This is a genomic window from Ruegeria sp. E1, assembly GCF_056534225.1.
Genome location: NZ_JBQFPE010000001.1, coordinates 366822 through 393520 on the forward strand (window position 1 = coordinate 366822; position 26699 = coordinate 393520).

The window sequence follows — 26699 nt, forward strand, 5'->3', positions numbered from 1 at the left end:
AGACCCCGGATTGCTCCGGGGGCTGTAAATTACGTCTTGTACGTTTCGGATTATCAGCGGTTTTCGATATCCACATAGTCGCGGCGCGTCTCGCCCAGATACAACTGGCGCGGGCGACCGATCTTGTTCTGCGGATCGGCAATCATCTCTTTCCACTGGCTGACCCAGCCAACGGTCCGTGACAGCGCAAAGATCGGCGTGAACATCGACGTCGGGAAGCCCATCGCCTCGAGAATGATGCCCGAGTAGAAATCCACGTTCGGGAACAGCTTTTTCTCGGCGAAATACGGATCTTCCAGTGCTTGCTTTTCCAGAACTTTTGCGACCTGCAGCTTGGGATTGTCCTCAATCCCCAGCAGATCCAGCACCTCATCCGCCGACTGCTTCATGACCCTGGCGCGCGGGTCAAAGTTCTTGTAGACTCGGTGGCCAAAGCCCATCAGGCGGAACGGATCGCTCTTGTCCTTGGCGCGGGCGATATATTCGGGGATACGATCGACGGTCCCGATTTCTTCCAGCATTTCCAGACAGGCCTGGTTTGCTCCGCCATGCGCCGGGCCCCAAAGACAAGCAATACCGGCGGCAATGCAGGCAAACGGGTTCGCGCCCGACGAAGAGGCCAGACGCACCGTTGAGGTCGAAGCGTTCTGTTCATGGTCGGCGTGCAGGGTCAGGATACGATCCATCGCGCGGCTCAGGATCGGGTTGACCTCATAGTCCTCGGCAGGAACGCTGAAGCACATGCGTAGGAAGTTCGAAGCATAGTCCAGATCGTTGCGAGGATACACAAACGGTTGACCGGTATGGTACTTATACGCCCAGGCAGCAATCGTCGGCATCTTCGCGATCAGTCGGTGTGAGGCGATCTCGCGCTGGCGAGGATCGGTGATATCGGTCGAGTCGTGATAGAAGGCCGACATAGCGCCTACAACGCCCACCATGATTGCCATCGGATGCGCATCGCGGCGGAACCCGCGATAGAAATATTGCATCTGTTCATGCAGCATCGTGTGGCGGGTGATGGTGGTTTCGAAATGTTCCAGATCCTTGGCAACCGGCAGCTCTCCGTACAGCAGCAGATAGCAGACCTCTAGAAAGTGGGACTTTTCCGCCAACTGATCGATCGGATAGCCGCGATGCAGCAGTTCACCTTTGTCGCCATCGATATAGGTGATCGTGCTGTCGCAGCTTGCGGTCGAGGTAAAGCCCGGATCGTAAGTGAAAACGCCCGCCTGACTGTACAATTTGCGAATATCGACAACATCAGGTCCGGCGGTCGGAGAGTGGATCGGAAGATCATAGTCTTTACCGTGGACGGTCAGCGTGGCTGTTTTGGTGTTGTCGGTCATTTCATCCCTTCCTCATTCATGCACGACCGGATCGCTGTCCGAACTTGCGGGCAACGGCTGCGCGGCGGCGCGCAGTCCGGGTGGTATCTGAGCAGTGTTACCCGATCATGAAGATCAGGTTTACTTTACTGCATCAGTAAGCCGCGCCAGGGTTTCCTCCTGCCCAAGCACGAGCATCATATCAAAAACCGAAGGTGTAACTGCCCGACCTGCAAGGGCGGCCCGCAGGGGGGCAGCCAATTTGCCGAACTTAACCCCTTTCGCTTCTGCAAACGAATTGAGGGCCTCCTCCAGTGCATCACGGGACCAGCTAACATTTTGCAGCTGCGGCGTCAATTCTTCCAGTATACCGTCGGATACAGTTGTCAGGGCTTTTGCAGCTTTCTCATCCGGCTCTATCGGGCGTTCTGTCAGGGCAAAGTGCGCTTTATCAACAAGTTCCGGGAATGTCCGCGCGCGATCCTTGAGGCAATACATCGCACGTTCCAGATCACCGGATTGTGTTTGCGTCAGTGGGGGAAGTTCTGCTGCTGCAAGATAAGCTTCGAGTTCTTGCCGCAGCGCAGCGTCGTCCGAGATGGCGATATGCTGCCCACAGAGATTCTCGAGCTTCTTCAGATCGAACCGTGCGGGGCTTTTGCCGATTCCGTCCAGATCAAACCATTCTTTGGCTTGTTCGTCAGTAAAGAACTCATCGTCGCCATGGCTCCAGCCCAAACGCGCCAGATAGTTGCGCATTCCGGCCGCTGGATATCCCATGGCCTGATATTCCTGCGCGCCCAGTGCACCGTGACGTTTGGACAGCTTCTTGCCATCCGGCCCGTGGATCAGTGGGATATGAGCCCAGACCGGAACCGGCCAGCCCATCGCCTCGTAGATCATCATCTGACGCGCTGCGTTGTTCAGGTGGTCGTCGCCTCGGATTACATGGGTCACGCCCATATCATGGTCGTCTACAACCACGGCCAGCATGTAAACCGGCGTTCCGTCGGAACGCAGCAGGATCATATCGTCAAGTTGATCATTGCGAATGGTCACATCGCCCTGCACCTGATCGCGGATCACCGTCGTGCCGTCCTGCGGGGCCTTGATGCGGATCGCATAGGGCGCGTCGGGGTAGGTCGAGGGATCGGCGTCGCGCCATGGGCTGCGGAACAGGGTTGATCTGGCTTCGGCGCGGGCCTGTTCGCGGTATGCGGCAATCTCCTCTTGCGTCGAAAAGCATTTGTAGGCTTTGCCTTCGGCCAGCAGCTGATGCGCAACCTCAGCATGTCGGTCCGCGCCTTCGAACTGGCTGACCACCTCGCCGTCGTGATCCAGCCCCAGCCAGCTCATGCCTTGCAGAATTGCTGCCGTCGCTTCGGGGGTCGAGCGTTCGCGGTCGGTGTCTTCGATCCGCAACAGAAACTTGCCACCACGACCGCGCGCGTAAAGCCAGTTGAACAGCGCTGTACGCGCGCCACCGATATGCAGAAAACCGGTCGGAGAGGGGGCGAAACGGGTGACGACCTGATCGGACATTGTGTTGATTAACCTTTTGGTAACCGCAGCGGGCATAGTGTTAGCGCCTGTCTAACGAGCCCGAAGGGCGGGAGCAACCATGCGTGTTCTGGCACGGGTCGAGGCCGCGTTACTACGTCAGCGCGGGCATCTGTTCGTCTGGGCGCCCGTTTGTCTGGCGACCGGGATCGGGTTGTATTTCGGCCTCAGGTTCGAACCTGCCCCCGGGCACTATGCCGCGATGACTGCGGGGATGGTCATCGCGGCACTTTGCGCCCTTAAGCTGCCCATGGCCTGGGCACCGCTTGCAACCTGTCTGGCACTGATCGCAGGTGGTGTTCTGCTGGCTGGCGCGCGGGCGCATATGGTGGCCGAGCCGGTCCTGAAATGGCGTTACTACGGCCCGATTGAGGGGCGGGTCGTCGCGCTTGATCGCTCTGCCTCGGATGCGTTGCGGGTTACGTTAGATCAGGTCAGGCTGGACGGAATACCGCCCGAGCAAAGACCCCGGCGCGTTCGGCTTTCTCTGCATGGAAGCGGCGTCAGTCTGAAACCGGGGCAAAGGATCATGACAACCGGACATTTGTCCCCGCCGCAAGGACCAGTCGAACCGGGGGGCTTCGACTTTCGCCGCCACGCTTGGTTCCAACAATTGGGCGCGGTTGGGTACACCCGCGTACCGATTTTGACGGCGGTCCCGGCTGTTCAGGGGATGGAGGGTGTGCGGGTTACCGGATGGCGCATGGCGATTTCCCGACATGTGCGTACGGTCCTTCCGGGTGCTATCGGGGGATTTGCAGCAGCAGTAACGACCGGAGATCGAAGTGGTATGCGGCAGGACGCTCTGGAGGCGTTGCGAGCGTCCAATCTGGCGCATTTGCTGGCGATCTCGGGTCTGCATATGGGGCTGCTGACCGGGTTCGTCTTTGTCACCTGTCGGATCGGATTGTCAGCGCTACCGTCTATCGCACTGCGTCTGCCGGTCCGTAAACTGGCGGCTGTGTGCGCGCTTGGTGCTGCAACGATTTATCTGGCCCTGTCAGGCGGGAATGTGGCGACCGAGCGCGCTTTTGTCATGGTTTCGGTTATGCTGGGGGCGGTGTTGTTGGACCGAAGGGCAATCTCGCTACGGGCTGTGGCATTGGCGGCGCTGATCGTTCTGGTTCTGCGCCCTGAATCCCTACTCAGCCCCGGCTTTCAGATGTCATTTGCCGCCACAACCGCGTTGGTTGCCACGTTCGGCGGGCTTAGAGATATGGGCCAGATGCCCGGTCCAAAATGGTTGAAGCCGGTGACGGGTTTGATTCTGTCCTCGGCCATCGCCGGTCTGGCCACTGCTCCTATCGGGGCGGCGCATTTCAACACCATGTCGCACTATGGGTTGATGGCAAACTTGGTGTCTGTGCCGGTTATGGGAATGATCGTTGTACCGGCTGCCGTTGTCGCGGCGTTTCTTGCCCCGATTGGCTTGGACTGGTTGGCTCTGATGGTCATGGGTGTCGGGCTGCGCTGGATTCTGGCCGTGTCCGATTGGGTGTCCGGTCTGGATGGCGCTCAGGGCTATGTCGTTAGCCCGCCGGGTTATGTCCTGCCCGTTCTGGCATTGTGTATGCTGTGGCTGGTCCTTTGGCAGGGGCGCGCCCGATGGTTGGGCTTAGCCGCTGCCGCTTGCGTCACGTCATCTTGGGGGCAGGGACATCGCCCCGAGGTTTTGGTGGCCGATACCGGTGGCCTTATCGGAATCATGACCGACGAAGGTCGTGCCCTGAGCAAAAGCAAGGGTAGCAGTTTTGTCGCCTCGGTCTGGCTCGAGAATGATGGGGACGGCAATGATCAAGCCTTTGCCGCAAACCGATGGCCAGCTGACGCTAATCCTATAAAGCGGTACTTGATCGCTGGAAAAGAGATGATCCATATCACTGGCAAAAGGGCAGCGCGCAGTTTTGATGAATGCAGTAAAGACCAGATCGTGATCTCAGCCGTTCCGCTAAACCTGATCGGAGATTGCGAATTGTACGATGCGGATAAGCTGATGATAACCGGCAGTCTGGCCTTTAAAAGAGGGCAACTCGTGAGCAGCGCAGACGTATCGGGTCAGCGCCTGTGGTCGCCGGTCCCGCAAGATCAATAGCTGCGGATCAGACCAACCAACCGGCCCTGCACTTTGACTTTGTCCTCAGGCAGAACGCGGGTCTCATAGGCCGGGTTTGCCGCTTCAAGCGCAATGGCCTGTCCACGGCGGAAAAACCGTTTCAGAGTGGCTTCCTGATCCTCGACCAACGCTACCACGATGTCGCCGTTGTCCGCGGCAGAGGTTTCGCGGATAACCACCACATCACCGTCATTGATGCCCGCGTCGATCATCGAATCGCCACGCACCTCAAGCGCATAGTGTTCGCCATTGCCGGACACCATCGACCCAGGCACGGCCACACGATGGGACACATGGCTGATGGCTTCGATCGGCACACCGGCAGCGATGCGACCCATGACCGGCAATTCCATCGCGTCCACTGTAACGGGTTCAAAATTCGCTGGGCGCGGGCCGGACGGTCTATCGCCATCGATCACGCGCGGATGAAAACCGGCGGTGGGTTCGCCGCCAAGGCTTTCGGGCAGTTTGACGATTTCGATGGCGCGCGCGCGGTGGGCAAGGCGGCGGATAAAGCCGCGTTCTTCCAGCGCGGTGATCAATCTGTGAATGCCGGATTTGGATCTCAGGTCCAACGCGGCCTTCATTTCGTCGAAACTGGGGGGAACACCGTCCGCTTGCACGCGTTTATGGATGAATTCCAGCAAATCCAACTGCTTCTTGGTCAGCATCGCTCGCACCTCGTCGCTCATGCGTTTTCTTTTGTTCTACGCATGTTCACGTTTTGTGTCAACGGATTTGCCGATTGCCTAGATTGGTAGGTAGGAAACCTGGTCTCCTGCGGATCGAGGCGGATCATGTGGTGCCCGCACCAGCAACGCGTTCGCTTGCGCCAGAACGCTGAGCAAGGAACTGTCCTGATCCGGGCAGGCTTGGATTCCGGTTTCGTCCACGATCGCCCTCATGTAGTGCTCGCGCGGGCCGTTCTGACTGATCGGTTCCGCCAAGCGCGCGGTTCGCAAGGGGGAAAGAACCTGTTCAACCCCCAACATCCGCCGGACCATGGGGGCCAGAAACAAGTAGCCACACACCATGGCGCTGACCGGGTTTCCAGGAAGGCCAACCATGGCTGCTCCGTCGATGTGCCCGGCCATTAACGGTTTGCCCGGTCGCATCCGAATCTTATAAAAAGATCGTTCCATCCCGAGGCCCTGCGAGACATCCGCGACCAGATCGTAATCTCCGACAGATGCACCGCCGATGGTCACGACCAGATCTGCACCTTTCGCGAGATTGAATGCCATTTCGAGTGACGACACCGAATCGCGCGCGATGGGCAACAGCCGAACATGCGCGCCAACATCTTCCAGTAACGCTTTGAGACCAAAGGTATTTGACGCGATGATCTGATCTGGTCCCGGAGCTTCCCCGGGCATCACCAATTCATCACCGGTCGAAATCAGCGCCACCACTGGTTTGCGTGTGACAGGTACTTCGGGGATGTTCATCGCCGCCATCAGCGCCACATCTTCCGCCCGCAGGCGACGGGGCGCAGTGATTTGTGTACCGGACTTGAAATCAACCCCGGCAGGCCGGATGTTGGGTTTTGAACCGGGTTCGTCGGTTATGGTAATCAGGGCCCCGCGTCGATCTGTGTCTTCCTGAATGACCACGAAATCCGCGCCTTCCGGTACCGGCGCACCGGTGAAAATCCGAACTGCCTGTCCGGGTCCGACTGTGCCGTCAAAGCGATTACCGGCTGCCGACTCACCGATGAGTTTGAACATCGCGTGCAATTCGACCTCGGTCGAATTGACCGCGTAACCATCCATTGAAGAGGCTGCAAAAGGGGGCTGATCCCGGGTTGCACAGACATCCTGTGCCAGAACGCGACCAGCGGCATCAGCCAGAGCCACTGTTTCGGCTGGCAGTCGATCCACAAGATCGAACAGAAGTGAGCGTGCGTCCTCGACCGTAATCATTCTGCTTCGTAACGACCTGATTTTCCGCCGTCTTTCAGAAGAACTCGGATCCCGCCGATCTCCATCGACTTATCGACGGCCTTGGCCATGTCATAGACCGTTAGCGCAGCGGTCGACACGGCCGTAAGTGCTTCCATTTCGACCCCGGTTTGACCGGTTGTCTTAACGGTCGCTTCGATCTGAACACCGGGCAAGTCGGGATCCAGAGTCAACTCCACAGCGACGCGAGTAACAGGCAAAGGGTGGCAGAGCGGGATCAGATCCGGGGTTTTCTTCGCCCCCATGATCCCTGCAAGACGCGCGACGCCAAGAACGTCACCCTTTTTGGCTCGACCTTCTGAAATTATTTCAAATGTTTCCGCAGCCATCTTGATGTAGCCAGCCGCAACAGCAACCCGATCAGTAACCGCTTTGTCAGACACATCCACCATATGTGCCTGACCTTGTGCGTCGAAATGGGTCAGGGGCATCACATGACTCCGGGGACCAGAGGGTTGGCAAGCAGTGTGTGTGTCGCGGCAGTGACGTCATCCTGCCGCATCAGGCTTTCGCCAATCAGGAATGACCGTGCGCCATATCGCGCGATGTCCGCAAGATCCGCAGGCGTGCTCAGCCCGCTTTCGCAAACGATAGTCCGATCTGCCGGCACCAGTTTGGAAAGATACCGTGTGGTGTCCAGAGTCGTCTCGAACGTCTTGAGATTGCGGTTGTTTATCCCGATCAGAGAGCTTTTGAGGTCGGTTGCCCGGCGCAACTCCGCCTCGTCATGTATTTCGATCAGAACGTCCATGCCCCAGTCAAATGCGGTCTGTTCCAGCTCGGCCGCCTGCGTGTCGCTGACTGATGCCATGATGATCAGAATACAATCTGCACCCAAGGCGCGCGCCTCGACGACCTGATAGGGATCATACATGAAATCCTTGCGCAGGGCGGGCAGGCTGGTCGCCTCACGTGCTGCGGTAAGGTACTCCTTCGCGCCCTGAAAACTGGGCGTGTCCGTCAGAACCGATAGACAGGCCGCGCCTCCGTCTTCATAGGCTTTGGCCAAAGCAGGTGGGTCAAAATCGGCGCGGATGAGACCCTTAGAGGGGCTGGCCTTTTTCACCTCGGCAATCAGGCCGTAGCCACTGCGCGAGGCGTCTTGCAGGGCTTTTGCGAACCCGCGTGGCTCGGATGCGCTATTGGCCTCGGCTTCCAGCGTTTCCAAGGACTTCTGGGCCTTATCTGCTGCAATTTCTTCCAGTTTGTAGGCTTTGATCCTGTCCAGAACGGTCTCGGTCATGCGGCTTCCTGTGTAATGCGCGCCAGTGCGGCGATCTTGTCTTTGGCTTTGCCGCTGTCGATGCTTTCGGCGGCCATGGCGACACCTTCGCGCAGGTCGGACACGGCATCGGCGACGACCAGCGCCGCCGAGGAATTCAGCAGAACCGCATCGCGATACGCCGAGGGCGCACCATCCAGCAGGGCGCGGAAAGCCACGGCGTTTTCTTCAGGTGTGCCGCCAAGAATCTCTTCGAACGGATGTACGGGCAAACCGGCGTCTTCGGGATGCAACTCGATCTCTTTGACTGCGCCATCCTCCACCGACGCAACCCAACTGACGCCGGTAATCGTCAGTTCATCCGTTCCGTCAGAGCCATGGACGAGCCAAGCGTGTTCTGCACCCAGCAAGCCCAGCGTCTCGGCCATCGGACGGATCAGATCGCGGCTGAAGGCCCCGGTCAACTGACGTTTGACCCCGGCAGGGTTCGTCAATGGACCAAGAATATTGAAAATCGTGCGGGTGCCCAGCTCTTGCCGCGAGGGCATTACATGGGCGATCGCAGGATGGTGCATTGGGGCCATCATGAAGCCGATACCTGCTTCTTTCAGCGCTTTTTCAACAACTTCCGAGCCAACCATCACGTTGATGCCCAATTGTCCCAGCGCGTCGGCAGCACCAGATTTGGAGCTGAGGTTACGGTTGCCATGCTTGGCGACGGTGACACCTGCACCCGCCACCACAAAGGCGGTCGCCGTTGAGATGTTCAGCGTTCCCTTGCCATCGCCACCGGTTCCAACGATATCAATCGCACCCTCCGGTGCCTTGACTGCATTGCACTTGGCACGCATCACAGCCGCCGCTGCGGCGTATTCGTCCACGGTTTCACCACGTGTCCGCATCGCCATCAGCAGGCCACCGATCTGGCTGGGTGTCGCGGCACCGTCAAACAGGATGCCAAAGGCCTGTTCAGCCTCGGCGCGGGTGAGCGGCCGGTCAGCTGCAGCTCCGATCAAAGGTTTCAGCGCGTCACTCATGCAGGGACTTTCATCTCGTTCAGGAAGTTTTTGAGCAGCGCGTGACCATGCTCGGACGCGATGGATTCAGGGTGGAATTGCACGCCGTGAATGGGCAACTCGCGATGTTGCAGGCCCATGATCGTGCCATCCTCAAGCTCTGCGGTGATTTCGAGGCAATCGGGCAGGGTGTCGCGATCAACCACCAAGGAATGGTAACGCGTCGCCTCGAAAGGAGAGGGCAGTCCAGCGAAAACGCCCTTTCCCGTGTGCTTCATGGTGCCCATTTTTCCATGCACGATTTCATGACAGCGCACGACCTTGCCGCCAAAGCTCTGACCGATGGTCTGATGGCCCAGACAAACGCCCATCAGGGGGGTCCGGGTTTCAGCAGCAGCCTCGGTCAGGGCAAGGCAGATACCCGCCTGATCCGGGTCGCATGGGCCGGGACTGAGCAGGATACCGGCGGGGTTCATCGCCATCGCTTCTTGCACGTCCAGCGCATCATTTCGGCGCACGACCATTTCGGCCCCTAGCTCGCCCAAATAATGCACGAGGTTGTAGGTAAACGAGTCATAGTTGTCGATCAGCAGCAGCATTTGGGCACTTATCTTCGCTTGGGCATTTCAGACTGGCGATGCAGCCTTAAGCCACGGTATAATGTCGCGACATACATGCTCAGGCTTGTGCGGCAGCGTCAAGAGGACTCGGGGTCCGTTGCCGCGCGCAAGTGAGCGCCGCAGCAGACGGCGTAGGGGCGAATGAGGCAGGAAACAACGCGAGAGGCAGTTTTCGATGGGCGGATTTTACGGTGGAATGGTTGCCGGGGCAGTCTCAGTCCTGGCCATTGGGGCGGTGGTGTCGCTGAACACGCCGCTGTCAACTAAGCCCGAGGTCGCGTCGACCGCGCCCGAATCTCTGGATAACCCATCGCCGACCGATGCAGATGATTTAAACGTGATCGGCAAAGACGCGGATCTTGTTGCACGTCCGGCGCAGGAACCGACCGAGCCTCAGGCCGCGGTGCAGGCTGGTCTTGATGAGGTTGAAGAAAGGCCCGGGACGCTTCCTGATACCGGATCTGCCCCGTCGGTTGTTGAGGCTCCAGCCGCGCCAGAATCGCCTTCGGTGACAGTCGAGGCCGATGCGCCCGCTGCGCAATCTGATCCGGCGTCTGTGGCTGTGGTTCCTCAGCAGGAGGTAGAACCCGATCTGACCGCAGAGACCGTCCAGCCGCCGACACCGAAGCCGCCCGAGACGCCAGAGCCCGCGCCGCAAGTTGCTGAAGCCCCCGAACCGCAGGCGGATGAGGTTCCAGAGCCCGCACCGCAGGCCGCGCCAGTGCCGGATGACACGGAGACGGAAGCCCCCCGGATTGCGGGCCTGCAACCGGAACCACAAGCGCCTGAGATCGAGGAAGAGGTCTCGATCCAGGACAACCCCATCGCGGTTGAAGGGGATGAGGACACGTTACCGCGCAACCAGCCGCGTATCTTCTCGGTACCCGAAGCCCCGTCTGATCAGTCATCGTCGTCTGGAACCCTGGTAGGCAAGCGAGTTGTTCCGTTGACTGAACGCAACAATCCACCTGCCGAAGAGGTCGATACGCAGTCGACCGGATCGGGGAAACCGATTCAGGATTATGCAGCCGAGTTCGACAACCCGGATGACAAGCCATTGATGTCAATCATCCTCATTGACGACGAAGGTGCGTTCGGGGCCGAGGCATTGGCCGATTTCCCCTATCCGATCAGCTTTGCCGTCAGCCCGACCGACCCGCAGGCCGCCGAAAAAATGGCCCGACACCGCGAGGCCGGGTTCGAAGTGCTGGCGCTGGTGGATATGCATCAGGCGGCCAGCGCACAGGATGCAGAGGTGTCGCTGTCAGTCTGGCTAGAGACATTGCACGAGGCAGTCGGGATTCTCGAAGGCGTCGGAACCGGTATTCAGGGAAACCGTAAACTGGCTGATCAGGTTGCCGCAATTGCCGGTGATACCGGTCGCGGTCTGGTGACGCAGGACAGCGGCCTTAACACGGTGCAGAAACTGGCAGCCCGCAATGGCGTACCGTCGGGTGTGGTTTTCCGGGATTTCGACGGCGCAAGGCAGGATGCCACGGTCATGCGCCGTTTTCTGGATCAGGCGGCTTTTCGCGCCGGTCAGGAAGGCGCGGTAGTGATGATGGGACGCCTGCGCCCGGAAACGATTTCGGCCCTGCTGCTGTGGGGGCTTGAGGATCGGGGCAGCCGCGTGGCGATGGCCCCGATCTCGGCGGTCATGATGAGCGAGATTCAGAAGGACGGCAGCGCGCTGGAATACTAGTAAACAGGGCGGCGGGTCCGCGCGGTCTTCTTATCGGTTCCCATTCCCGGTGAACCGCGCCGCATCTGCTGCTGCACGCCGGATAGCGTTCGATTTGTGAACGGTTTCCATATATTCGGCCTCGGGGTCGCTGTCATAGACCACACCACCCCCGGCCTGAATGTAGAGCTTGCTGTCCTTCACAATCGCCGTGCGCAGGGCGATGCACATATCCATGTCGCCGCCCGCGCTGAAATACCCGACGCCACCGCCGTAAACACCGCGCTTTTCGGGTTCCAGCTCATCGATGATTTCCATCGCCCGGACCTTGGGTGCGCCCGAGACAGTTCCGGCAGGCATCCCGGCAAAGAAGGCGTCCAGAGCGTCCTTGTCCCCGGCCAGTTCGCCAACGACATTCGAGACGATGTGCATGACGTGACTATAGCGTTCGATGATGAACTCTTCGGTCGGGCGCACGGTGCCGATCTTGGACACGCGGCCCGTATCGTTGCGCCCCAAATCCAGCAGCATCAGATGCTCGGCCAGTTCCTTTTTGTCGGCCAGCAGATCGACCTCGTTCGCCTTGTCCTCTTCGGGTGTGGCCCCGCGTGGGCGAGTACCCGCGATTGGGCGAATCGTGACCTCGTTTCCGAAGACGCGAACCAGAATCTCGGGGCTGGCCCCGACGACCTGAAAGCCACCGAAGTTGAAGTAGAACATAAACGGCGACGGGTTGGTGCGCCGCAGCGAGCGATAAAGGGCAAACGGAGGTTGCGGAAAATCCTGCGTCCAGCGTTGCGCGGGCACGACCTGAAAGATGTCGCCAGCGCGGATATATTCCTTGGCCTTTTCAACCGCTTCCATATAACCGGATTTGGTGAAATTCGAGACCGGAGGCGCAATTTCATGCGCCTCACCCAGATCGCGGGTTTCGGCGGGCATGGCACGTTCCAGATCGCGCACCGCGTCCATCACGCGTTCGGCTGCCTGCGCATAGGCGGCTTTGGCTGACTGACCTTCGCTGACCCAGGCAGGCGAGACCACAGTCACGTCGCCCTTGACGCCATCGAGAACCGCGATGACCGACGGGCGCAGCATGATCGCATCAGGCAGACCCAGGGGATCGGGGTTCACATCCGGCAGATACTCGACCAGCCGAACCATGTCATAGCCCAGATACCCGAACAGCCCGGCTGCTGCCTGCGGCAGGTCGTTGGGCAGATCGATGCGCGACTCGGCAAGCAAATGGCGCAGATTATCCATCGGATTACCGTCTTGCGGCACAAACGCCTCGCCGTCGAACCGAGCCGAGCGATTGATGGCCGATGTCTCAGCATGGCATCGCCAGATCAGATCGGGCTTCATGCCGATGATCGAATAGCGCCCGCGCACCTCGCCGCCGGTGACGGATTCCAGCATGAAGGCGTCCTGTTGTGCGCCGGTCAGCTTGAGCATCAGCGAAACCGGCGTGTCCAGATCTGCGGCGAGCCGGGTGTAGACGACCTGATTTTCACCCGCATCATAGGCGCGCGCGAAACTGTCGAAATCGGGTGTCAGGGCCATAAGGGTCTCTTTTAGTAGTGCGCCTGAACGGCTTGCAGGGCCTGCTGATCCACGGTCGGGCGGGCGCGGGTCCGTGCGTCGCGCACATAGACGTCAAAGATGTTCTGGGCCAGCGCCTGATTCATTTGCGCCGCCAACGCGTCGTGCATCTGGCGCTGCTCATCCGTCTCGGCAGGGGGCAGAACTTCGTCCAGTCGAACGATCAGGGCGGTGCCTTCGCCAGCAATGACGCGCATCTCTTCGGGTTCCATCTCGAATACCTGCGTCATGAAATCCGCCGGTACGTCATCCAGAAACGCGGTACGGGTCAGGGCATTTTCAACGCGGAACGGCAGGCCCGTGGCCGTGAAATCCCCGTCTGTTGCCAGCTGTGTCAGGACCGATCCCGCCTGCGCCTCAAGCGCCTTTCCGGTTTCTGCCTGTTTCCACGCTTCAGCGACACGGTCGCGGGCGCTGTCCAGAGGTTCAGGTCTTGGTGGCAGTTCTTCGTTCAGACGCAGGGCAAAGATCGAGCCGTCTTCGAGGAAAGCAACTTCGGGGAAATCGCCCTCCTGCACGGATTCGGCCACGCTTCGGAAACCGTCATAGGCGGCGACACCCTGATCGCTTTGCTGCGTCCAGTCGATGGTACCGAGTTCCATATCTGTTTCGCCAACAAGCTCTTCCAGCGTGGCACCGCCTGCCAGCAAGTCATTGATATCTTCGGCCTGCGCCTCGATCAGGCGGCGGGCGCGATCTGCGGCAAGCTCTTCACGCAGCTCGGGCTCGGCGTCTTCGAAGGTCACGACATTTTCTGCCAGCGACCCGTTGATGCGAAACAGGGCAGGGCCGAAATTCGAAGGGAGCGGGCCGACGACCTCGTCCAGCTGGGCAGCAAATACTCCGTCGGCGGCATCGCCCAGATCGTCGCGGGTGACATCGCCCAGATCGACATCGCTCAGCTCAAGTTCGCGATCCCGGACCAGTTGTTCGAAGGTCGTGCCGCCAACTTCCAGCTGCGCCAGCGCTTCGGTGGCGGCGGTTTCGTCAGAGAACACCAGTCGTTCGACCAGACGGCGCTCGGGTTGTTGATACTGTGCGGACCGTTCGTCATAGCGGCGGCGTAGCGCGTCCTCGTCAACTTCGACTGTATCCAGCAACATCTCGGGTGACAGGATTGCATAGGTCAGCTGCTTGGTGCGGGGCAGGGTGAAAACGTCTGCGTTTTCATCGTAATAGGTCTGAATCTGTGCGTCGGTGGGATCTGGGACGGAAATTGTCAGCGCGTCTGACGACAGCGTCGCAACGGTGAAGCTGCGGCGCGCCAGTACATAATTTGCCAGCGCGTCGGTCAAAGCGGCGGGCATTTCAACGCCGCCCATGACAGCACCCTGAACGATGGTGCGGGCGGATTCCTTGCGCAGGTCCGATTCAAATTCAGAATCGTTCATACCCACCTGATCCAGTTGAAAGCGATAGGCTTCGCGGTCGAATGTACCGTCAACGCCCTGAAAGGCCGGGATCTGCACAATCTCTTGCTGCAGGTTTTCGTCGCCGATGGAAATCCCCAACTGCCCGACCTCGTTATCCAAGGCGGCCAGAGCAACCAGACGCGATAGAGCCTGCTGATCCAGCCCAAGCGCTTGCGCCTGTGACATTTGCAGGGGTTGTCCGGTCTGTGCTTCTACCGCTCGAATTTCACGTTGCAGTTCGCGTACGTACTCATCGACAGACACGCTTTCGTTCCCGACTTGCGCGACGCTGCGCACCGTGCCTGTCAGGCTGGTCGCACCGAACCCGGCGAGGCCCAGCATCAAAAGGCCCATGAGTATCCAGACAAAGGTCTTTGATAGGTTTTTCATGCCTGCGGCCATGGTGCCCTCTTGTTTGGTGGTGGCGGGTGTTGCCCTGTTGGTTGCGGCCCTGAATACGATGCGGGCAGCCGGGGGGCAAGGTCAGAAGGGCAGCGCCTGCAAACGGTCAAAAAGCTGCGCGATGCCAGCCCGGTCCAGATTGGCGAAAGCGATGCGGACCTGCCGCTTGCCGGCTGGATCATGATCTGGCATGAACATGGTCCCCGGCAGCAACAGGATACCGGCCTCAGGCACCAGTTTCTGTGCAAGTTCGTCCGATCCCATGTCAAACGGATGTTCCAGATAGGCGAAATATGCGCCCAGTCCCAGCAACCGCCAGCCTTTTGCTTCGAGCCGAGGCATCCCTTCGGTGATCGCCGCGCGGCGATCCAGAATTTCGTTCCGCTCGTCCGCGAGCCATTGGGTCAGGTTTTGCATACCCCAAAGGGCGGCGAATTGCCCGATTTGACCTGGGCAGATTGCAACCGTGTCGAGGAATTTTTCGATTTCCGCTAGTAAATCAGAACCGGTCGCCATTGCGCCGACGCGGTGCCCGGTCAGGCGGTAGGCTTTGGAAAAGGAGTAGAGATGGATCAGAGTTTTGTCCCAGTCCTGTTGCTGGAACAAGTCATGCGGTGGGCCGTTGCGACTGTCGAAATCGCGATAGGTCTCATCCACCAGCAGGCGAATGCCGGTTTGTCGCGCCAGATCGTAAAAGGCCCGGACCAGTTCGGCAGAGTATTCGACGCCGCCGGGATTGTTCGGTGTCACAAGCGCAATCGCACGGGTTCTGTCGGTCATCAAGGCACGGGCTTTTTCGGGATCCGGCAACAAATCGTCTCCGGTCGGCAAGTCAACGGCTTTGACACCAGCCATGTCCTGCCACATCTTGTGATTGAAATACCATGGCGTCGGCAGGATAACTTCGTCTCCCTCGTCGGTGATCGCCGAGATCGCTGCCGAAAACGCCTGATTGCAGCCAGACGTAATCGCAATCTGATCCGTCGAGATATGTGAGCCATAATGGTGCCCTATCTGCGCGGCCAACCCGGTTCGCAGATCGTCGTTGCCCAGAACCGGGCCATACAGATGCGCGCTGTCTTCGTTCACAGCGAACTCGGCCATTGCCTGCCGCAGGGCAAGTGGCGGCGGATCGACCGGCGCGGCTTGGCTGACATTGATCAGAGGCCTGTCGGTCGGGAAACTGACACCGTCAAGCCAGCGCCGCGCCTCCATCACCGGAGGGGGGAAGGTGGCGGCGGTGCGTGTGTGGCTCATGCGGTATTTTGCGAGGCTCTGCCTCGCGCTCCGAGGTATTTTTGAACAGAAGAAGGATCAGTCGGTGCCGCGATAGGGTTCGACATATTGCAGGGCCATGTCCCAGGGGAAGAATATCCAGGTGTCCTGAGAGACCTCGGTGATGAACGTATCGACCATAGGGCGGCCTTTGGGTTTGGCGTAGACGGTGGCGAAATGGGCGTTGGGGTACATGTCGCGCACCAGTTCCAGCGTTTTGCCGCTGTCGACCAGATCGTCGATGATCAGAACGCCGGTGCCGTCGCCCATCAGGTCGGCATTGGGGGCCTTAAGTACCTCGGCCTCGCCCTGTGCCTGATGATGGTAGGATTTAACACTGACTGTATCGACGGTGCGAATGTCCAGTTCCCGGCTGACAATCATCGCGGGTGCCATGCCGCCGCGGGTAATGGCTACGACTGCCCGCCAGGCTCCGTCGTCGGGGCCTTGCCCGTCCAACCGCCAGGCCAGCGCACGTGAGTCGCGATGAATTTGATCCCAGCTGATGTGAAAGCCTTTTTCATGGGGCAGGCGGTCCTTGGCGCTCATGGTTTAACCCTTTTCAACGTCTGGTGCATCGACGGCCTTCATGCCGACGATGTGATAGCCCGAATCCACATGCAGGTTCTCTCCGGTCACGCCGCTGCTGAGGTCGGACAGGAGATAGAGAGCGGATTTGCCGACGTCATCAATGGTCACGTTGCGGCGCAGCGGTGAATTATATTCGTTCCACTTCATGATATAGCGGAAATCGCCGATGCCGCTGGCGGCCAACGTCTTGATCGGACCCGCTGAGATCGCATTGACGCGGATGCCGTCCTTGCCCAAATCCTCTGCCAGATATTTGACCGATGCCTCAAGCGCCGCTTTTGCAACACCCATGACATTATAGTGCGGCATCACCTGTTCAGCACCGTAGTAGGTCAGGGTGATGGCACTGCCGCCTTCACCCATCATCTTTTCCGCGCGCTGCATCACGGCGGTGAACGAATAGACTGACACATCCATGGTCAGGTTAAAGTTGGCGCGGCTGGTATCGACATAGCGGCCGCGCAACTCATTCTTGTCGGAAAAGCCGATGGCATGGACGACGAAATCCAGCTTGCCCCATTTCTGTTCCAGCGCGGCGAACAGTCCGTCGATGGACTCTTCGTCGCTCACATCACAAGGCAGTACGATTTCGCTGCCCAGTTGCGCAGCCAACGGATCGACGCGTTTTTTCAGGGCATCGCCCTGATAAGAAAAAGCCAGCTCGGCCCCGGCATCGGACAAGGCGCGGGCAATGCCCCATGCGATTGATTTGTCATTGGCCAGTCCCATGATGAGGCCGCGTTTTCCGGCCATCAACTGATTTGACATCTTCGGTTCTCCGCCTCTCGTCGCGATTATGTTCGGTTGGTTTATGCCATTGATTGCCCTGCATCAAGGCCATCCGCCCTTGCCCACAGCGGGTTCTCGCCTTACTGTCGGAAACAATTGTTTCCAGGGGATGGAAATGAACGAGCGTAACGGCATTTTCGCTGGCTCTGATCCGTTTGAGATTGCGGGTCGGTGGCTGGTAGAGGCCGAGAAAACAGAGCCGAATGATCCGAATGCGATTGCACTTGCAACCGTAGACAATGATGGCTTGCCCAATGTTCGTATGGTGTTGCTGAAAGAGATCGAGGCTGGCGCCTTTGTGTTCTATACCAACTATCTCAGCGCCAAGGCGGAAGAGCTTGAGACTGCCGGAAAAGCGGCATTTGTGATGCATTGGAAATCATTGCGGCGTCAGATTCGCGTTCGTGGTACAATTAGCCGTGAAGACGGGCCTCAGGCGGATGAGTATTATGCTTCACGCTCGCTCAAAAGCAGATTGGGGGCCTGGGCGTCGCGCCAGTCGCAGCCGCTGGAGAGCCGGGCTTCGCTGATGGCAGAAGTTGCCAAGGTAACGGCAAGGCTTGGTCCCAACCCGCCGCGACCTGATTTTTGGGGCGGCTACAGATTGACGCCGGTCGAGATAGAGTTTTGGGCCGATGGAGCGTTCCGGCTGCATGACAGGTTTCGCTGGACCCGGAATGCACAGGGCTCTGAATGGCAAGTGCAGAGGTTAAATCCATGACACTCACGTTTCGTGAATTGCAACAGCCCAGAATCAAAGGACTTTTTCGGCTTGAAATTGCGAGCCATTTGCATCAACAACGGACCCCTGACGACTTGCGTTTTATCGTGATGGGAAAACCGTGCCAGAAGATTTGAACAGCATGTATCGCGTCCGTGGACACGTTAAATGGTTCGACCCCGCCAAGGGGTACGGATTTGTTGTGTCCGAAGAAGGCGGGCCTGACATTCTGTTGCACGTGAATGTCCTGCGCAATTTCGGGCAAAGCTCAGTCGCGGATGGCGCTGGCATCGAGATTATGACCCATCGTACCGACCGCGGCGTTCAGGCGGTCGAGGTTGTCAGCGTCGATCCGCCAGAACGCGCCGATACGCTGATGTTGGCCGATTTTGCCGAGCTTGATCCCGGCGTGATCGCGCAAGCTCCGTTAGAGGCTGCGCGGGTAAAGTGGTTCGACAAGGGCAAGGGCTTTGGCTTTGCCAATGTATTCGGCAGCGGCGAAGACGTGTTCCTGCATATCGAAGTTCTGCGCCGGTCCGGTCTGGCTGACCTGCAGCCGGGCGAAGCACTTGCGATGCGGGTCATCGACGGCAAACGGGGCCGGATGGCTGCGCAGGTGCTGGCTTGGGAGGCTGCCCTGAACGGGTAATCCGCTGAATGAAGACACTTGTCCTGGCCATTGCGACCCTGTTTCTTTGTTTTAGCGCCATCGCCCGGGCCGAGTGCCGCCCGGACCGCGTCGAATTGCGCAATGATGTTGCGCAGATCCGGTTCGATGTCGAATTGGCGCTGACCCCTCAGGAAAGATCGCGCGGCCTTATGTTTCGCGAACACTTACCGAACCGGGCAGGGATGTTGTTCATATTCGACCCGCCGCAGCGCGTCGCGTTCTGGATGAAGAACACCCTTATCCCTCTGGATATGATTTTTACGGATCGCGCGGGAATCGTTACGCGTGTTCACGAAGGGGCCATTCCGGGCGATCTGACCCTGATTGAAGGCGGCGAATCGGTTTACGCGGTATTGGAAATCAACGCGGGGTTGGCTGATCGCTATGGCATAGGTCCGGGAACGCAGATGCGTCACGAAGTTTTTTCGCAGGGTCCCGCAATTTGGCCCTGTTAGGGCTTTTCAAATCGGAACAGCATGTTTAGGAAGGCGCACGGTCCGGGGCGTGGCGCAGTCTGGTAGCGCACCTGTTTTGGGTACAGGGGGTCGTAGGTTCGAATCCTGCCGCCCCGACCACTTCTTCTTTCAGATCGGAGTCCCGCCATATCTGGCGTAAAGGCGGCTGAAGTCCCGGTCCAGCGTTTCGCTTTCCACCGGAATTCTTAGCGTTTGCCCGTCTTTTTGCGGAACGATGAAGAACAAGTCCGCATCAACCCGGTAGCCAAGCTGGTTTCTTGTGGAACTCAACCGCGTCACGATCCGCGGCAAATTTTGGGGATAACCGTCAAAGGATAGAATCAGGAATGCGGTTGCTTCGGGTGAAAGTTGTTCACGACATTCAAAACTACCATTCCCGGCTTTAACATAATCTTCGCCGGGACCGGTGCAGTCGGTCTGGAACGATTTGAACATTTGTTTCGGGTATGCAGAGAACTGGGCGCTGCGCGCTCCGTGAGGGTCCTCCTGTGTCGCACAGGACACGGTCAATGCCAGCACAGGAAGTAATCGCAACAAATGCATACCAATACCATTCCCCAGTCCAAAGTGGCCTGTCCTTTTGACTATGGCATGTGACTTGCGCCAGCTGCGATGATTCTCTGAAATCGCCGTTAACTTCAAACTGGATGCTTTGATTGCCGTAAACTGCCTGTCAAAAACGAAAATTCGTTTTTGAGCTTTGACTGCGCGGCGATGGATCGTCTGTGGACGGGTTGTGGAGGAATCGGTTTGCGGCGATTTCCTGCCGATCATTGAATGTTGGTCAATAAAAAAGATTTCAAGAAACGCTGAAAAAGGCCGTTGACCAACTATGGCAATATACGTCAGATTGTATGGGCCGAAGGATGCGCCACTATATCTGGTAGGTAGTGATCAGAAGATGGCGCCGGGCAAGGGACGGATAGCAAACCATTAAGACGTGCAACCGGTGTGTCGGTTTTGCGCTGTGCGGAGCAGCGGATGGTCCCTTGTGTCTGGAATCACAAGGCAAGGCGGGTGGCACCCCGCACCATAATATTTAGTGCCTGAGACTAGAATTTGGACAGATTGAAGCTGGGGCAGCGGAAATGAAGATTGAAAGAAAGTTCACCAAACCAGGTCAAGAAGCCTATGCCGAGCTGGATTTCGTGTCCGCGACCTCGGAAATCCGCAATCCTGATGGCACGATCGTGTTTCGCCTGGACGAAATCGAAGTTCCTGCAAAGTGGAGCCAGGTGGCCAGCGACGTCATCGCGCAGAAGTACTTTCGTAAGGCCGGTGTTCCGTCCGCTCTGAAAAAAGTCAAAGAAAAAGGCGTCCCGGAATTTCTGTGGCGTTCGGTTCCTGCCGAAGGCGCAGAGTTCACTGGCGAAACCTCGTCCAAGCAGGTGTTCGACCGTCTGGCGGGCGCGTGGGCCTATTGGGGCTGGAAGGGCGGCTATTTTTCGACTGAAGAAGACGCACGCGCCTATTTTGACGAGATGCGCTATATGCTGGCGACCCAGCGCGCGGCCCCGAACTCACCTCAGTGGTTCAACACCGGTCTGCACTGGGCCTATGGCATCGATGGCCCGGCACAAGGGCACCACTATGTCGATTACAAAACTGGCAAACTGACCAAATCGAAATCCGCTTACGAGCATCCGCAACCGCACGCCTGTTTCATCCAGTCCGTCGACGATGATCTGGTGAACGAAGGCGGCATCATGGACCTGTGGGTGCGCGAGGCGCGCCTGTTCAAATACGGCTCGGGCACAGGGACCAATTTCAGCCATCTGCGCGCGGAAGGCGAAGCGCTGTCGGGTGGCGGAAAATCCTCGGGCCTGATGGGCTTTCTCAAGATCGGCGACCGCGCCGCTGGCGCGATCAAATCAGGCGGGACAACCCGTCGAGCAGCAAAGATGGTGATCGTCGACGCAGATCATCCGGATATCGAGCAGTTCATTGAATGGAAGGTGCTCGAAGAGCAAAAAGTGGCCTCGATCGTTGCCGGATCGAAGATGCACGAGAAAATGCTGAACGGCATTTTCGAGGCCATCCGGTCGTGGGATGGGTCTGCTGATGACGCCCACGATCCGAACGCGAATGATGCGTTGAAAAAGGCGGTGCGCGAGGCCAAAAAGGTCGCGATCCCCGAGACTTACATCAAGCGCGTGCTGGACTATGCCAAACAGGGCCACGACAGCATCGAATTCCCGACCTATGACACGGACTGGGATTCGGAAGCCTACAGCTCGGTTTCGGGTCAGAACTCGAACAACTCGATCCGTGTGACCAATGCGTTCCTGACCGCCGTCGAAAAAGACGCGGATTGGGAGTTGATCAACCGGACCGACGGTAAGGTCGCCAAGACCGTCAAGGCGCGCGATCTGTGGGAAAAGGTCGGCCACGCTGCTTGGGCCTGTGCCGATCCGGGCATCCAGTTCCACGACACCGTTAACGAATGGCACACGTGCCCCGAAGACGGCGAGATTCGCGGCTCGAACCCGTGCTCGGAATACATGTTCCTCGATGACACGGCCTGTAACCTGGCGTCGATGAACCTGCTGACCTTCCTCAAGGATGGTGAGTTTCAGGCGGCGGATTACATGCACGCTTCGCGCCTGTGGACCCTGACGCTGGAAATCTCGGTGACAATGGCGCAGTTCCCGTCCAAGGAAATCGCGCAACTGTCCTATGACTTCCGCACGCTGGGTCTGGGCTATGCCAATATCGGCGGGCTGCTGATGAACATGGGTTACAGCTACGACTCGGATGAGGGCCGGGCGATCTGTGGTGCGCTGACCGCGATCATGACCGGTGTGGCTTATGCGACATCGGCTGAGATTGCGGGAGAATTAGGCGCGTTCAAAGGCTATGAGCGCAACGCAGACTACATGCTGCGTGTCATCCGCAACCACCGCCGCGCGTCACAGGGCGTGACCGAGGGGTATGAGAAATTGGCCGTGAAGCCGGTTCCTCTGGACCACGGCAACTGCCCTGACAAACGTCTGGTCGATCTGGCCATGTCGGCTTGGGATGAGGCACTGAGCCTTGGTGAGAAGAACGGTTACCGCAACGCGCAGGCCACCGTGATCGCGCCGACCGGCACCATTGGTCTGGTGATGGATTGCGACACGACCGGGATTGAGCCGGACTTTGCGCTGGTCAAATTCAAGAAGCTGGCCGGTGGCGGTTACTTCAAGATCATCAACCGCTCGGTGCCGTCGGCGCTGGAGAAGCTGGGCTATTCCTCGGCTCAGATCGAAGAGATCGTGGGCTACGCGGTTGGCCACGGTACCATCGGCAACGCGCCGGGGATCAACCACACCTCGCTGACCGGTCACGGCTTTGGTCCGAATGAGTTGGCCAAGGTGGATGCCGCGCTGGAAAGCGCCTTTGATATCCGGTTCGTCTTCAACCAGTGGACACTGGGCGAAGACTTCTGCACCGGCGTTCTGGGCATTCCGGCGACCAAGCTGAATGACCCGACCTTCGACCTGCTGCGCCATCTGGGCTTTACCAAAGCGGATATCGAAGCGGCCAACGACCATGTTTGCGGAACCATGACGCTGGAAGGTGCGCCGCACCTGAAAGAGGAACACTACGCGATCTTCGACTGCGCCAACCCGTGCGGAAAGAAAGGCAAGCGTTTCCTCGGGGTTGATAGCCACATCACCATGATGGCGGCCGCGCAGAGCTTCATCTCGGGCGCGATCTCGAAGACGATCAATATGCCGAATGACGCGACCATCGAGGATTGCCAGAAGGCATACGAACTCAGCTGGTCGCTGGGTGTGAAGGCCAACGCGCTGTACCGCGACGGATCGAAACTGTCTCAGCCTCTGGCAGCGGCGCTGGTCGAGGATGACGACGAGGCGGCAGAAGTGCTTGAAAGCGGTTCGACGCATGAAAAAGCCGTCGTTCTGGCCGAGAAGGTGATCGAGAAGGTTGTGGTCAAGGAAATGATCCGCAGCCACCGCGAGAAACTGCCGCATCGTCGCAAGGGTTACACCCAAAAGGCAATCGTGGGCGGCCACAAGGTTTACCTGCGCACCGGAGAGTTCGAAGATGGCAAGCTGGGCGAGATTTTCATCGACATGCACAAGGAAGGCGCTGGCTTCCGGGCGATGATGAACAACTTTGCCATCGCGGTTTCAGTTGGCCTGCAATACGGTGTTCCACTGGAAGAGTTCGTCGATGCCTTCACCTTCACCAAGTTCGAACCGGCGGGGATGGTGCAGGGCAACGACTCGATCAAGAACGCGACGTCGATATTGGATTATATCTTCCGCGAACTGGCCGTGTCCTATCTGGACCGCACCGATCTGGCGCATGTGAAACCCGAAGGTGCAACCTTTGATGATCTGGGTCGCGGTGAAGAGGATGGTCTGTCGAACGTCTCGGAAATCAGTGAAAGCGCGGCAACCAAGTCCCTGGAAGTGCTGAAACAAATCAGCTCAACCGGGTATCTGCGCAAGCGTCTGCCGCAGGATCTGATGGTTCTGAACGGAGGTCAGTCAGATGTGACTGGCATGGCGGAAACCGCCGCGCAGTTCGACGCCCCTGCAGAAACCGCCGTCGCAACCGGTATGGACGCGCGCACCAAAGCCAAGATGCAGGGTTACGAGGGCGACCCCTGTGGCGAATGCGGAAACTATACGCTGGTGCGCAACGGCACCTGCATGAAGTGCAACACCTGCGGCGCGACAAGCGGGTGTAGCTGAGTTCAGCGCCCCGGCACCCCGGGGCGCAGGGGTCGGACGCTGCCACAGTGACCGGCCCCGACGAATACGGAGCAAGGCGCTGAGACTTACCGTCAATGCCTTGGTCCATGCGGCCGACATGCCCGTGTTGGCCACAAACAGGGTGGGGCGGAATATTTGCTCCCTCCCACTCTTTCACGGGGCGGGTGCGCTCGTCCCATGCGCAGTCCAGGCCGCAGGCAAAAAAACACCGGGCGGTCAACGAAATGAGCCTGGAAGGCGAAACTGACAGGGGGCTTCGGCCCCCTTTCTTTTTAGATGCTCCTGAGTCGGCGATCCGGCGGCGCATTGCTGGATTGACGTTCGAGCGTAGGGAAAATTTCGCCGATCATTCGAGCGCCCATTTCGCCCAGCGGTTGATTGCGGATGCGACTCGGACAAACACGCGGAGAATGGCGCGAACTGCGCAATCGGACCTCGCTTGAGTGACAGAGACGACCAAACCCATGTTTGTGGTGTTCGTCCGGACAAGAAACACAGAAATTCACTCAGGAGGCACAAACATGAAACCGCAATATCTGGTTGGTATCGCAGCAATTGCGATCGGACTTCCGGCACTGGTCAACGCCCAGTCCAGCGCGGATACGAACGGCGATGGTGTTCTGACCATCGAAGAAGTTCAGGCTGTGATGCCCGAAGTCGATACGGATGGCTTCTCGGCGATGGATGCGAATGGCGATGGCGCATTGGACGCAGATGAAATCGCGGTCGCACAAGAGGCGGGATTGCTTCCGCCCAACAACGGCTGATGCAACCTTGATTTTGATGGCCCGCCCAGTGGTGGGCCATCAGTTTCAACGCGTTATGCTGGCAAGTGAATGTTGAATCTATCGCGAATCTCAGCGTCCAGAGCAGCATCAAATCGCGCTGGTGACCTTTCTCTCAGAATTTCGGTTTTCCGTGCAATCGCCTTTTCGATTAGATCAGGCTTGTCGAGTTCCGCCCATTCTTTTGGCGAAGTGCGATCCCCCAAAGCGGGATAAACGTAATCGGATTGCATTCTGCCCAGAGTTTCGTCTGTACCAAGATAGTGACCAGGGCCGCCCAGACAAACCTGCGCCATCTGTTCAAGCGCGAGGGTGTCATCATTCACTTCGATTCCGCGTACACAGCGCTGTGCCTGCCCGATCAGGTCATCACCAAGGATCAGCGACTCGTGGCAGAACCCAAGCAGCGAAGAGTGCATTCCCGCTGCTTCGTACACCATATTCAACCCGGCCAATCCGGTCATGACGTTTGAACACATCTGTTCCCACCCGGCCTGCATGTCGGGTAGTTTCGAATCCGAAGCACCGGCTGCAGCACCTCCGGGCAGGCCGTAGAATTTGTGCATCTGGGCACATCCCGCGCTGAGTAAGGCTTGCTCGCCCGAACCCACGGTCATCGCTCCGGTTCGCAGGTCCAGCCCAAAAGGCCAAGTGCCAAAAATCGCGGGTGCACCGGGGGTTACAGCGTTTACATAAACCAGGCCAGCAAGACACTCTGCGGTGGCTTGCGCGATTGCACCTGCGATTGACGAAGGGGCGGTTGCTCCGGCCATGCCGGCAGAGAGCAGCAGGACCGGCATTCCGGCCTTGATGCATTCTTCCATCACCTGACAGCTTTCGGTCGCGAATTTCATCGGCGGGACCACAAAGCAGTTGGAATTGGAGACAAACGGACGCGCGCGCCATTTATCCTCGCCACCAGCGATCATGTGCAGCATTTCGACCGCAGGTGCCACATAGCTGGGATCGGTAAACGACGTGCCGAGATGCTTATGAGATCCAGAACAGCAAGCATAAATCGTGTTCAGGTCCATCTCCATATTGTCGGTGATGTCGCGGCAGACCATGGGGCGCTGAACAAAGTGGATATTGTCGAGTTGTTCGCAAATGCGCGCTGCATCGTGCAGATCCTGAACGGTTGAGTCACGATATTCGCGGCCGTGGACGTCAACCATATGTACAGCCGCGCCAGCGGTTCCATAGTGAACCCGGTTTCCCTCCAGCAACAGGTCGGTATTGCCGTCGCGGCTGAACAGCGTGATGGATCGATTGGCTTTGGCCAGCACATCCTCGACCACAGAGGAGGGAAAACGAATTCGACCGTCATCCCCAAGGATGCATCCGGCGTTTACAAGATAGTTGATACCGCTTTCAGGAGCATCAGCAAGACCAATAGTTTCAAGGGCTTGCAGCGCAGTCTTATGGATACGCTCCATGTCGTTCTGACTGAGGGGTTTATAGGTTCCGCCTTCCATGCCGGGACGGACTGGTCGAAGGTGATCCGGCAGCGCTGTTGCTCGGGCGGCGCGACGTGCGGCGCGACCTCCGCTGCGGGAAGAATTGCGGGGTTGATCATTCATGTCGGGATTCCGAATATCTGAGCGGGTAAGAACGGTTTGGCGGAGAAATCCGTTACGGACGACCGCGCGCGGCCCGACCCCGGTCAGCACCGATGGTTCTGCTGATCAACTGGATCTTCCAGACTTCATTCTGCATCGGTTTCCTCGATAGCTCATGTAAAGTCTTCC

22 protein-coding genes and 1 tRNA gene are annotated in these 26699 nt (G+C 58.5%); 8 read left to right on the plus strand and 15 right to left on the minus strand.

The window, feature by feature from the left end; translation table 11 throughout:
• Window positions 1–53: 53 nt before the first annotated feature.
• Both gltA and gltX read right to left on the minus strand, forming a co-directional pair.
• Window positions 54–1349: a citrate synthase gene (gene gltA, locus ACR0FG_RS01855; protein WP_480889469.1), complete on the minus strand. Its 1296-nt coding sequence runs from the start codon at window positions 1347–1349 to the stop codon at window positions 54–56.
• 120 nt (window positions 1350–1469) lie between these two features.
• Entirely contained in the window at window positions 1470–2870 is a 1401-nt protein-coding gene (gene gltX, locus ACR0FG_RS01860) for a glutamate--tRNA ligase (RefSeq protein ID WP_480889471.1), read from the minus strand.
• A 79-nt stretch (window positions 2871–2949) separates the two neighbouring features.
• On the opposite strand from gltX, the gene ACR0FG_RS01865 reads away from it, so the two are divergent.
• Window positions 2950–4980 carry a ComEC/Rec2 family competence protein gene (locus tag ACR0FG_RS01865; protein WP_480889473.1) on the plus strand — a complete coding sequence of 677 codons (2031 nt, stop codon included), beginning with the start codon at window positions 2950–2952 and terminating at the stop codon, window positions 4978–4980.
• Here the strand turns inward: ACR0FG_RS01865 and lexA are convergent.
• From lexA to ACR0FG_RS01895, 6 genes are all read right to left on the minus strand, one after another.
• Complete coding sequence (gene lexA / locus ACR0FG_RS01870) at window positions 4974–5672, minus strand: transcriptional repressor LexA (RefSeq protein ID WP_170712233.1); 699 nt, start codon at window positions 5670–5672, stop codon at window positions 4974–4976. The two genes, ACR0FG_RS01865 and lexA, sit on opposite strands and share 7 nt — an antisense overlap.
• Window positions 5673–5750: 78 nt before the next feature.
• Window positions 5751–6923 carry a molybdopterin molybdotransferase MoeA gene (locus ACR0FG_RS01875; RefSeq protein ID WP_480889476.1) on the minus strand — a complete coding sequence of 391 codons (1173 nt, stop codon included), beginning with the start codon at window positions 6921–6923 and terminating at the stop codon, window positions 5751–5753.
• Window positions 6920–7393 (minus strand): cyclic pyranopterin monophosphate synthase MoaC, encoded by a 474-nt coding sequence (moaC, locus tag ACR0FG_RS01880; protein WP_480889479.1) that lies wholly within the window; start codon window positions 7391–7393, stop codon window positions 6920–6922. Before moaC ends, ACR0FG_RS01875 begins: the two co-directional genes overlap by 4 nt.
• Window positions 7393–8205, minus strand: coding sequence for an indole-3-glycerol phosphate synthase TrpC (gene trpC / locus ACR0FG_RS01885; RefSeq protein ID WP_480889480.1), 813 nt, complete (start codon window positions 8203–8205; stop codon window positions 7393–7395). The genes moaC and trpC overlap by 1 nt, the downstream gene beginning before the upstream one ends.
• Window positions 8202–9221, minus strand: coding sequence for an anthranilate phosphoribosyltransferase (gene trpD, locus ACR0FG_RS01890; protein WP_480889482.1), 1020 nt, complete (start codon window positions 9219–9221; stop codon window positions 8202–8204). Before trpD ends, trpC begins: the two co-directional genes overlap by 4 nt.
• The gene (locus tag ACR0FG_RS01895; protein ID WP_170711896.1) at window positions 9218–9799 is read right to left on the minus strand and encodes an aminodeoxychorismate/anthranilate synthase component II; all 582 of its coding nucleotides are present in this window, start codon (window positions 9797–9799) and stop codon (window positions 9218–9220) included. The genes trpD and ACR0FG_RS01895 overlap by 4 nt, the downstream gene beginning before the upstream one ends.
• 196 nt (window positions 9800–9995) lie before the next feature.
• Here ACR0FG_RS01895 and ACR0FG_RS01900 point away from each other — a divergent pair, with 196 nt between their 5' ends.
• A complete protein-coding gene (locus ACR0FG_RS01900; RefSeq protein ID WP_480889484.1) occupies window positions 9996–11522 on the plus strand; it encodes a divergent polysaccharide deacetylase family protein in 1527 nt (508 codons plus the stop codon).
• 30 nt (window positions 11523–11552) lie between these two features.
• Here ACR0FG_RS01900 and trpE read toward each other — a convergent pair whose 3' ends face one another.
• The 5 genes from trpE to fabI form a co-directional block, all read right to left on the minus strand.
• Window positions 11553–13064 carry an anthranilate synthase component I gene (gene trpE / locus ACR0FG_RS01905; protein ID WP_480889486.1) on the minus strand — a complete coding sequence of 504 codons (1512 nt, stop codon included), beginning with the start codon at window positions 13062–13064 and terminating at the stop codon, window positions 11553–11555.
• Between the two features lie 11 nt (window positions 13065–13075).
• On the minus strand, window positions 13076–14917 hold the full coding sequence (locus tag ACR0FG_RS01910; RefSeq protein ID WP_480889489.1) for a SurA N-terminal domain-containing protein: 1842 nt from the start codon (window positions 14915–14917) through the stop codon (window positions 13076–13078).
• Between the two features lie 81 nt (window positions 14918–14998).
• Window positions 14999–16174 (minus strand): aminotransferase, encoded by a 1176-nt coding sequence (locus tag ACR0FG_RS01915; protein ID WP_480889491.1) that lies wholly within the window; start codon window positions 16172–16174, stop codon window positions 14999–15001.
• Between the two features lie 57 nt (window positions 16175–16231).
• Complete coding sequence (gpt, locus tag ACR0FG_RS01920; protein WP_170711906.1) at window positions 16232–16741, minus strand: xanthine phosphoribosyltransferase; 510 nt, start codon at window positions 16739–16741, stop codon at window positions 16232–16234.
• Window positions 16742–16744: 3 nt separating this feature from the next.
• On the minus strand, window positions 16745–17551 hold the full coding sequence (gene fabI / locus ACR0FG_RS01925) for an enoyl-ACP reductase FabI (protein WP_170711908.1): 807 nt from the start codon (window positions 17549–17551) through the stop codon (window positions 16745–16747).
• 136 nt (window positions 17552–17687) lie between these two features.
• Between fabI and pdxH the strand changes: the two genes are divergently transcribed.
• From pdxH to ACR0FG_RS01945, 4 genes are all read left to right on the plus strand, one after another.
• On the plus strand, window positions 17688–18293 hold the full coding sequence (gene pdxH, locus ACR0FG_RS01930; RefSeq protein WP_480889493.1) for a pyridoxamine 5'-phosphate oxidase: 606 nt from the start codon (window positions 17688–17690) through the stop codon (window positions 18291–18293).
• Between the two features lie 121 nt (window positions 18294–18414).
• A complete protein-coding gene (locus tag ACR0FG_RS01935; protein ID WP_170711912.1) occupies window positions 18415–18942 on the plus strand; it encodes a cold shock domain-containing protein in 528 nt (175 codons plus the stop codon).
• Window positions 18943–18950: 8 nt separating this feature from the next.
• Window positions 18951–19418 carry a DUF192 domain-containing protein gene (locus ACR0FG_RS01940; RefSeq protein WP_480889497.1) on the plus strand — a complete coding sequence of 156 codons (468 nt, stop codon included), beginning with the start codon at window positions 18951–18953 and terminating at the stop codon, window positions 19416–19418.
• A gap of 43 nt (window positions 19419–19461) precedes the next feature.
• A tRNA-Pro gene (locus ACR0FG_RS01945) sits at window positions 19462–19538 on the plus strand.
• Between the two features lie 9 nt (window positions 19539–19547).
• Here ACR0FG_RS01945 and ACR0FG_RS01950 read toward each other — a convergent pair.
• Window positions 19548–20213, minus strand: a complete 666-nt coding sequence (locus ACR0FG_RS01950) for a hypothetical protein (protein ID WP_480889500.1) — start codon at window positions 20211–20213, stop codon at window positions 19548–19550.
• 314 nt (window positions 20214–20527) lie between these two features.
• On the opposite strand from ACR0FG_RS01950, the gene ACR0FG_RS01955 reads away from it, so the two are divergent.
• Entirely contained in the window at window positions 20528–24145 is a 3618-nt protein-coding gene (locus ACR0FG_RS01955; RefSeq protein ID WP_480889502.1) for a vitamin B12-dependent ribonucleotide reductase, read from the plus strand.
• A gap of 542 nt (window positions 24146–24687) precedes the next feature.
• Window positions 24688–24933, plus strand: a complete 246-nt coding sequence (locus ACR0FG_RS01960; protein WP_170711919.1) for an EF-hand domain-containing protein — start codon at window positions 24688–24690, stop codon at window positions 24931–24933.
• A gap of 53 nt (window positions 24934–24986) precedes the next feature.
• On the opposite strand, the gene ACR0FG_RS01965 is transcribed toward ACR0FG_RS01960, so the two are convergent.
• On the minus strand, window positions 24987–26531 hold the full coding sequence (locus ACR0FG_RS01965) for a trimethylamine methyltransferase family protein (protein ID WP_480889504.1): 1545 nt from the start codon (window positions 26529–26531) through the stop codon (window positions 24987–24989).
• Window positions 26532–26699: the final 168 nt, after the last annotated feature.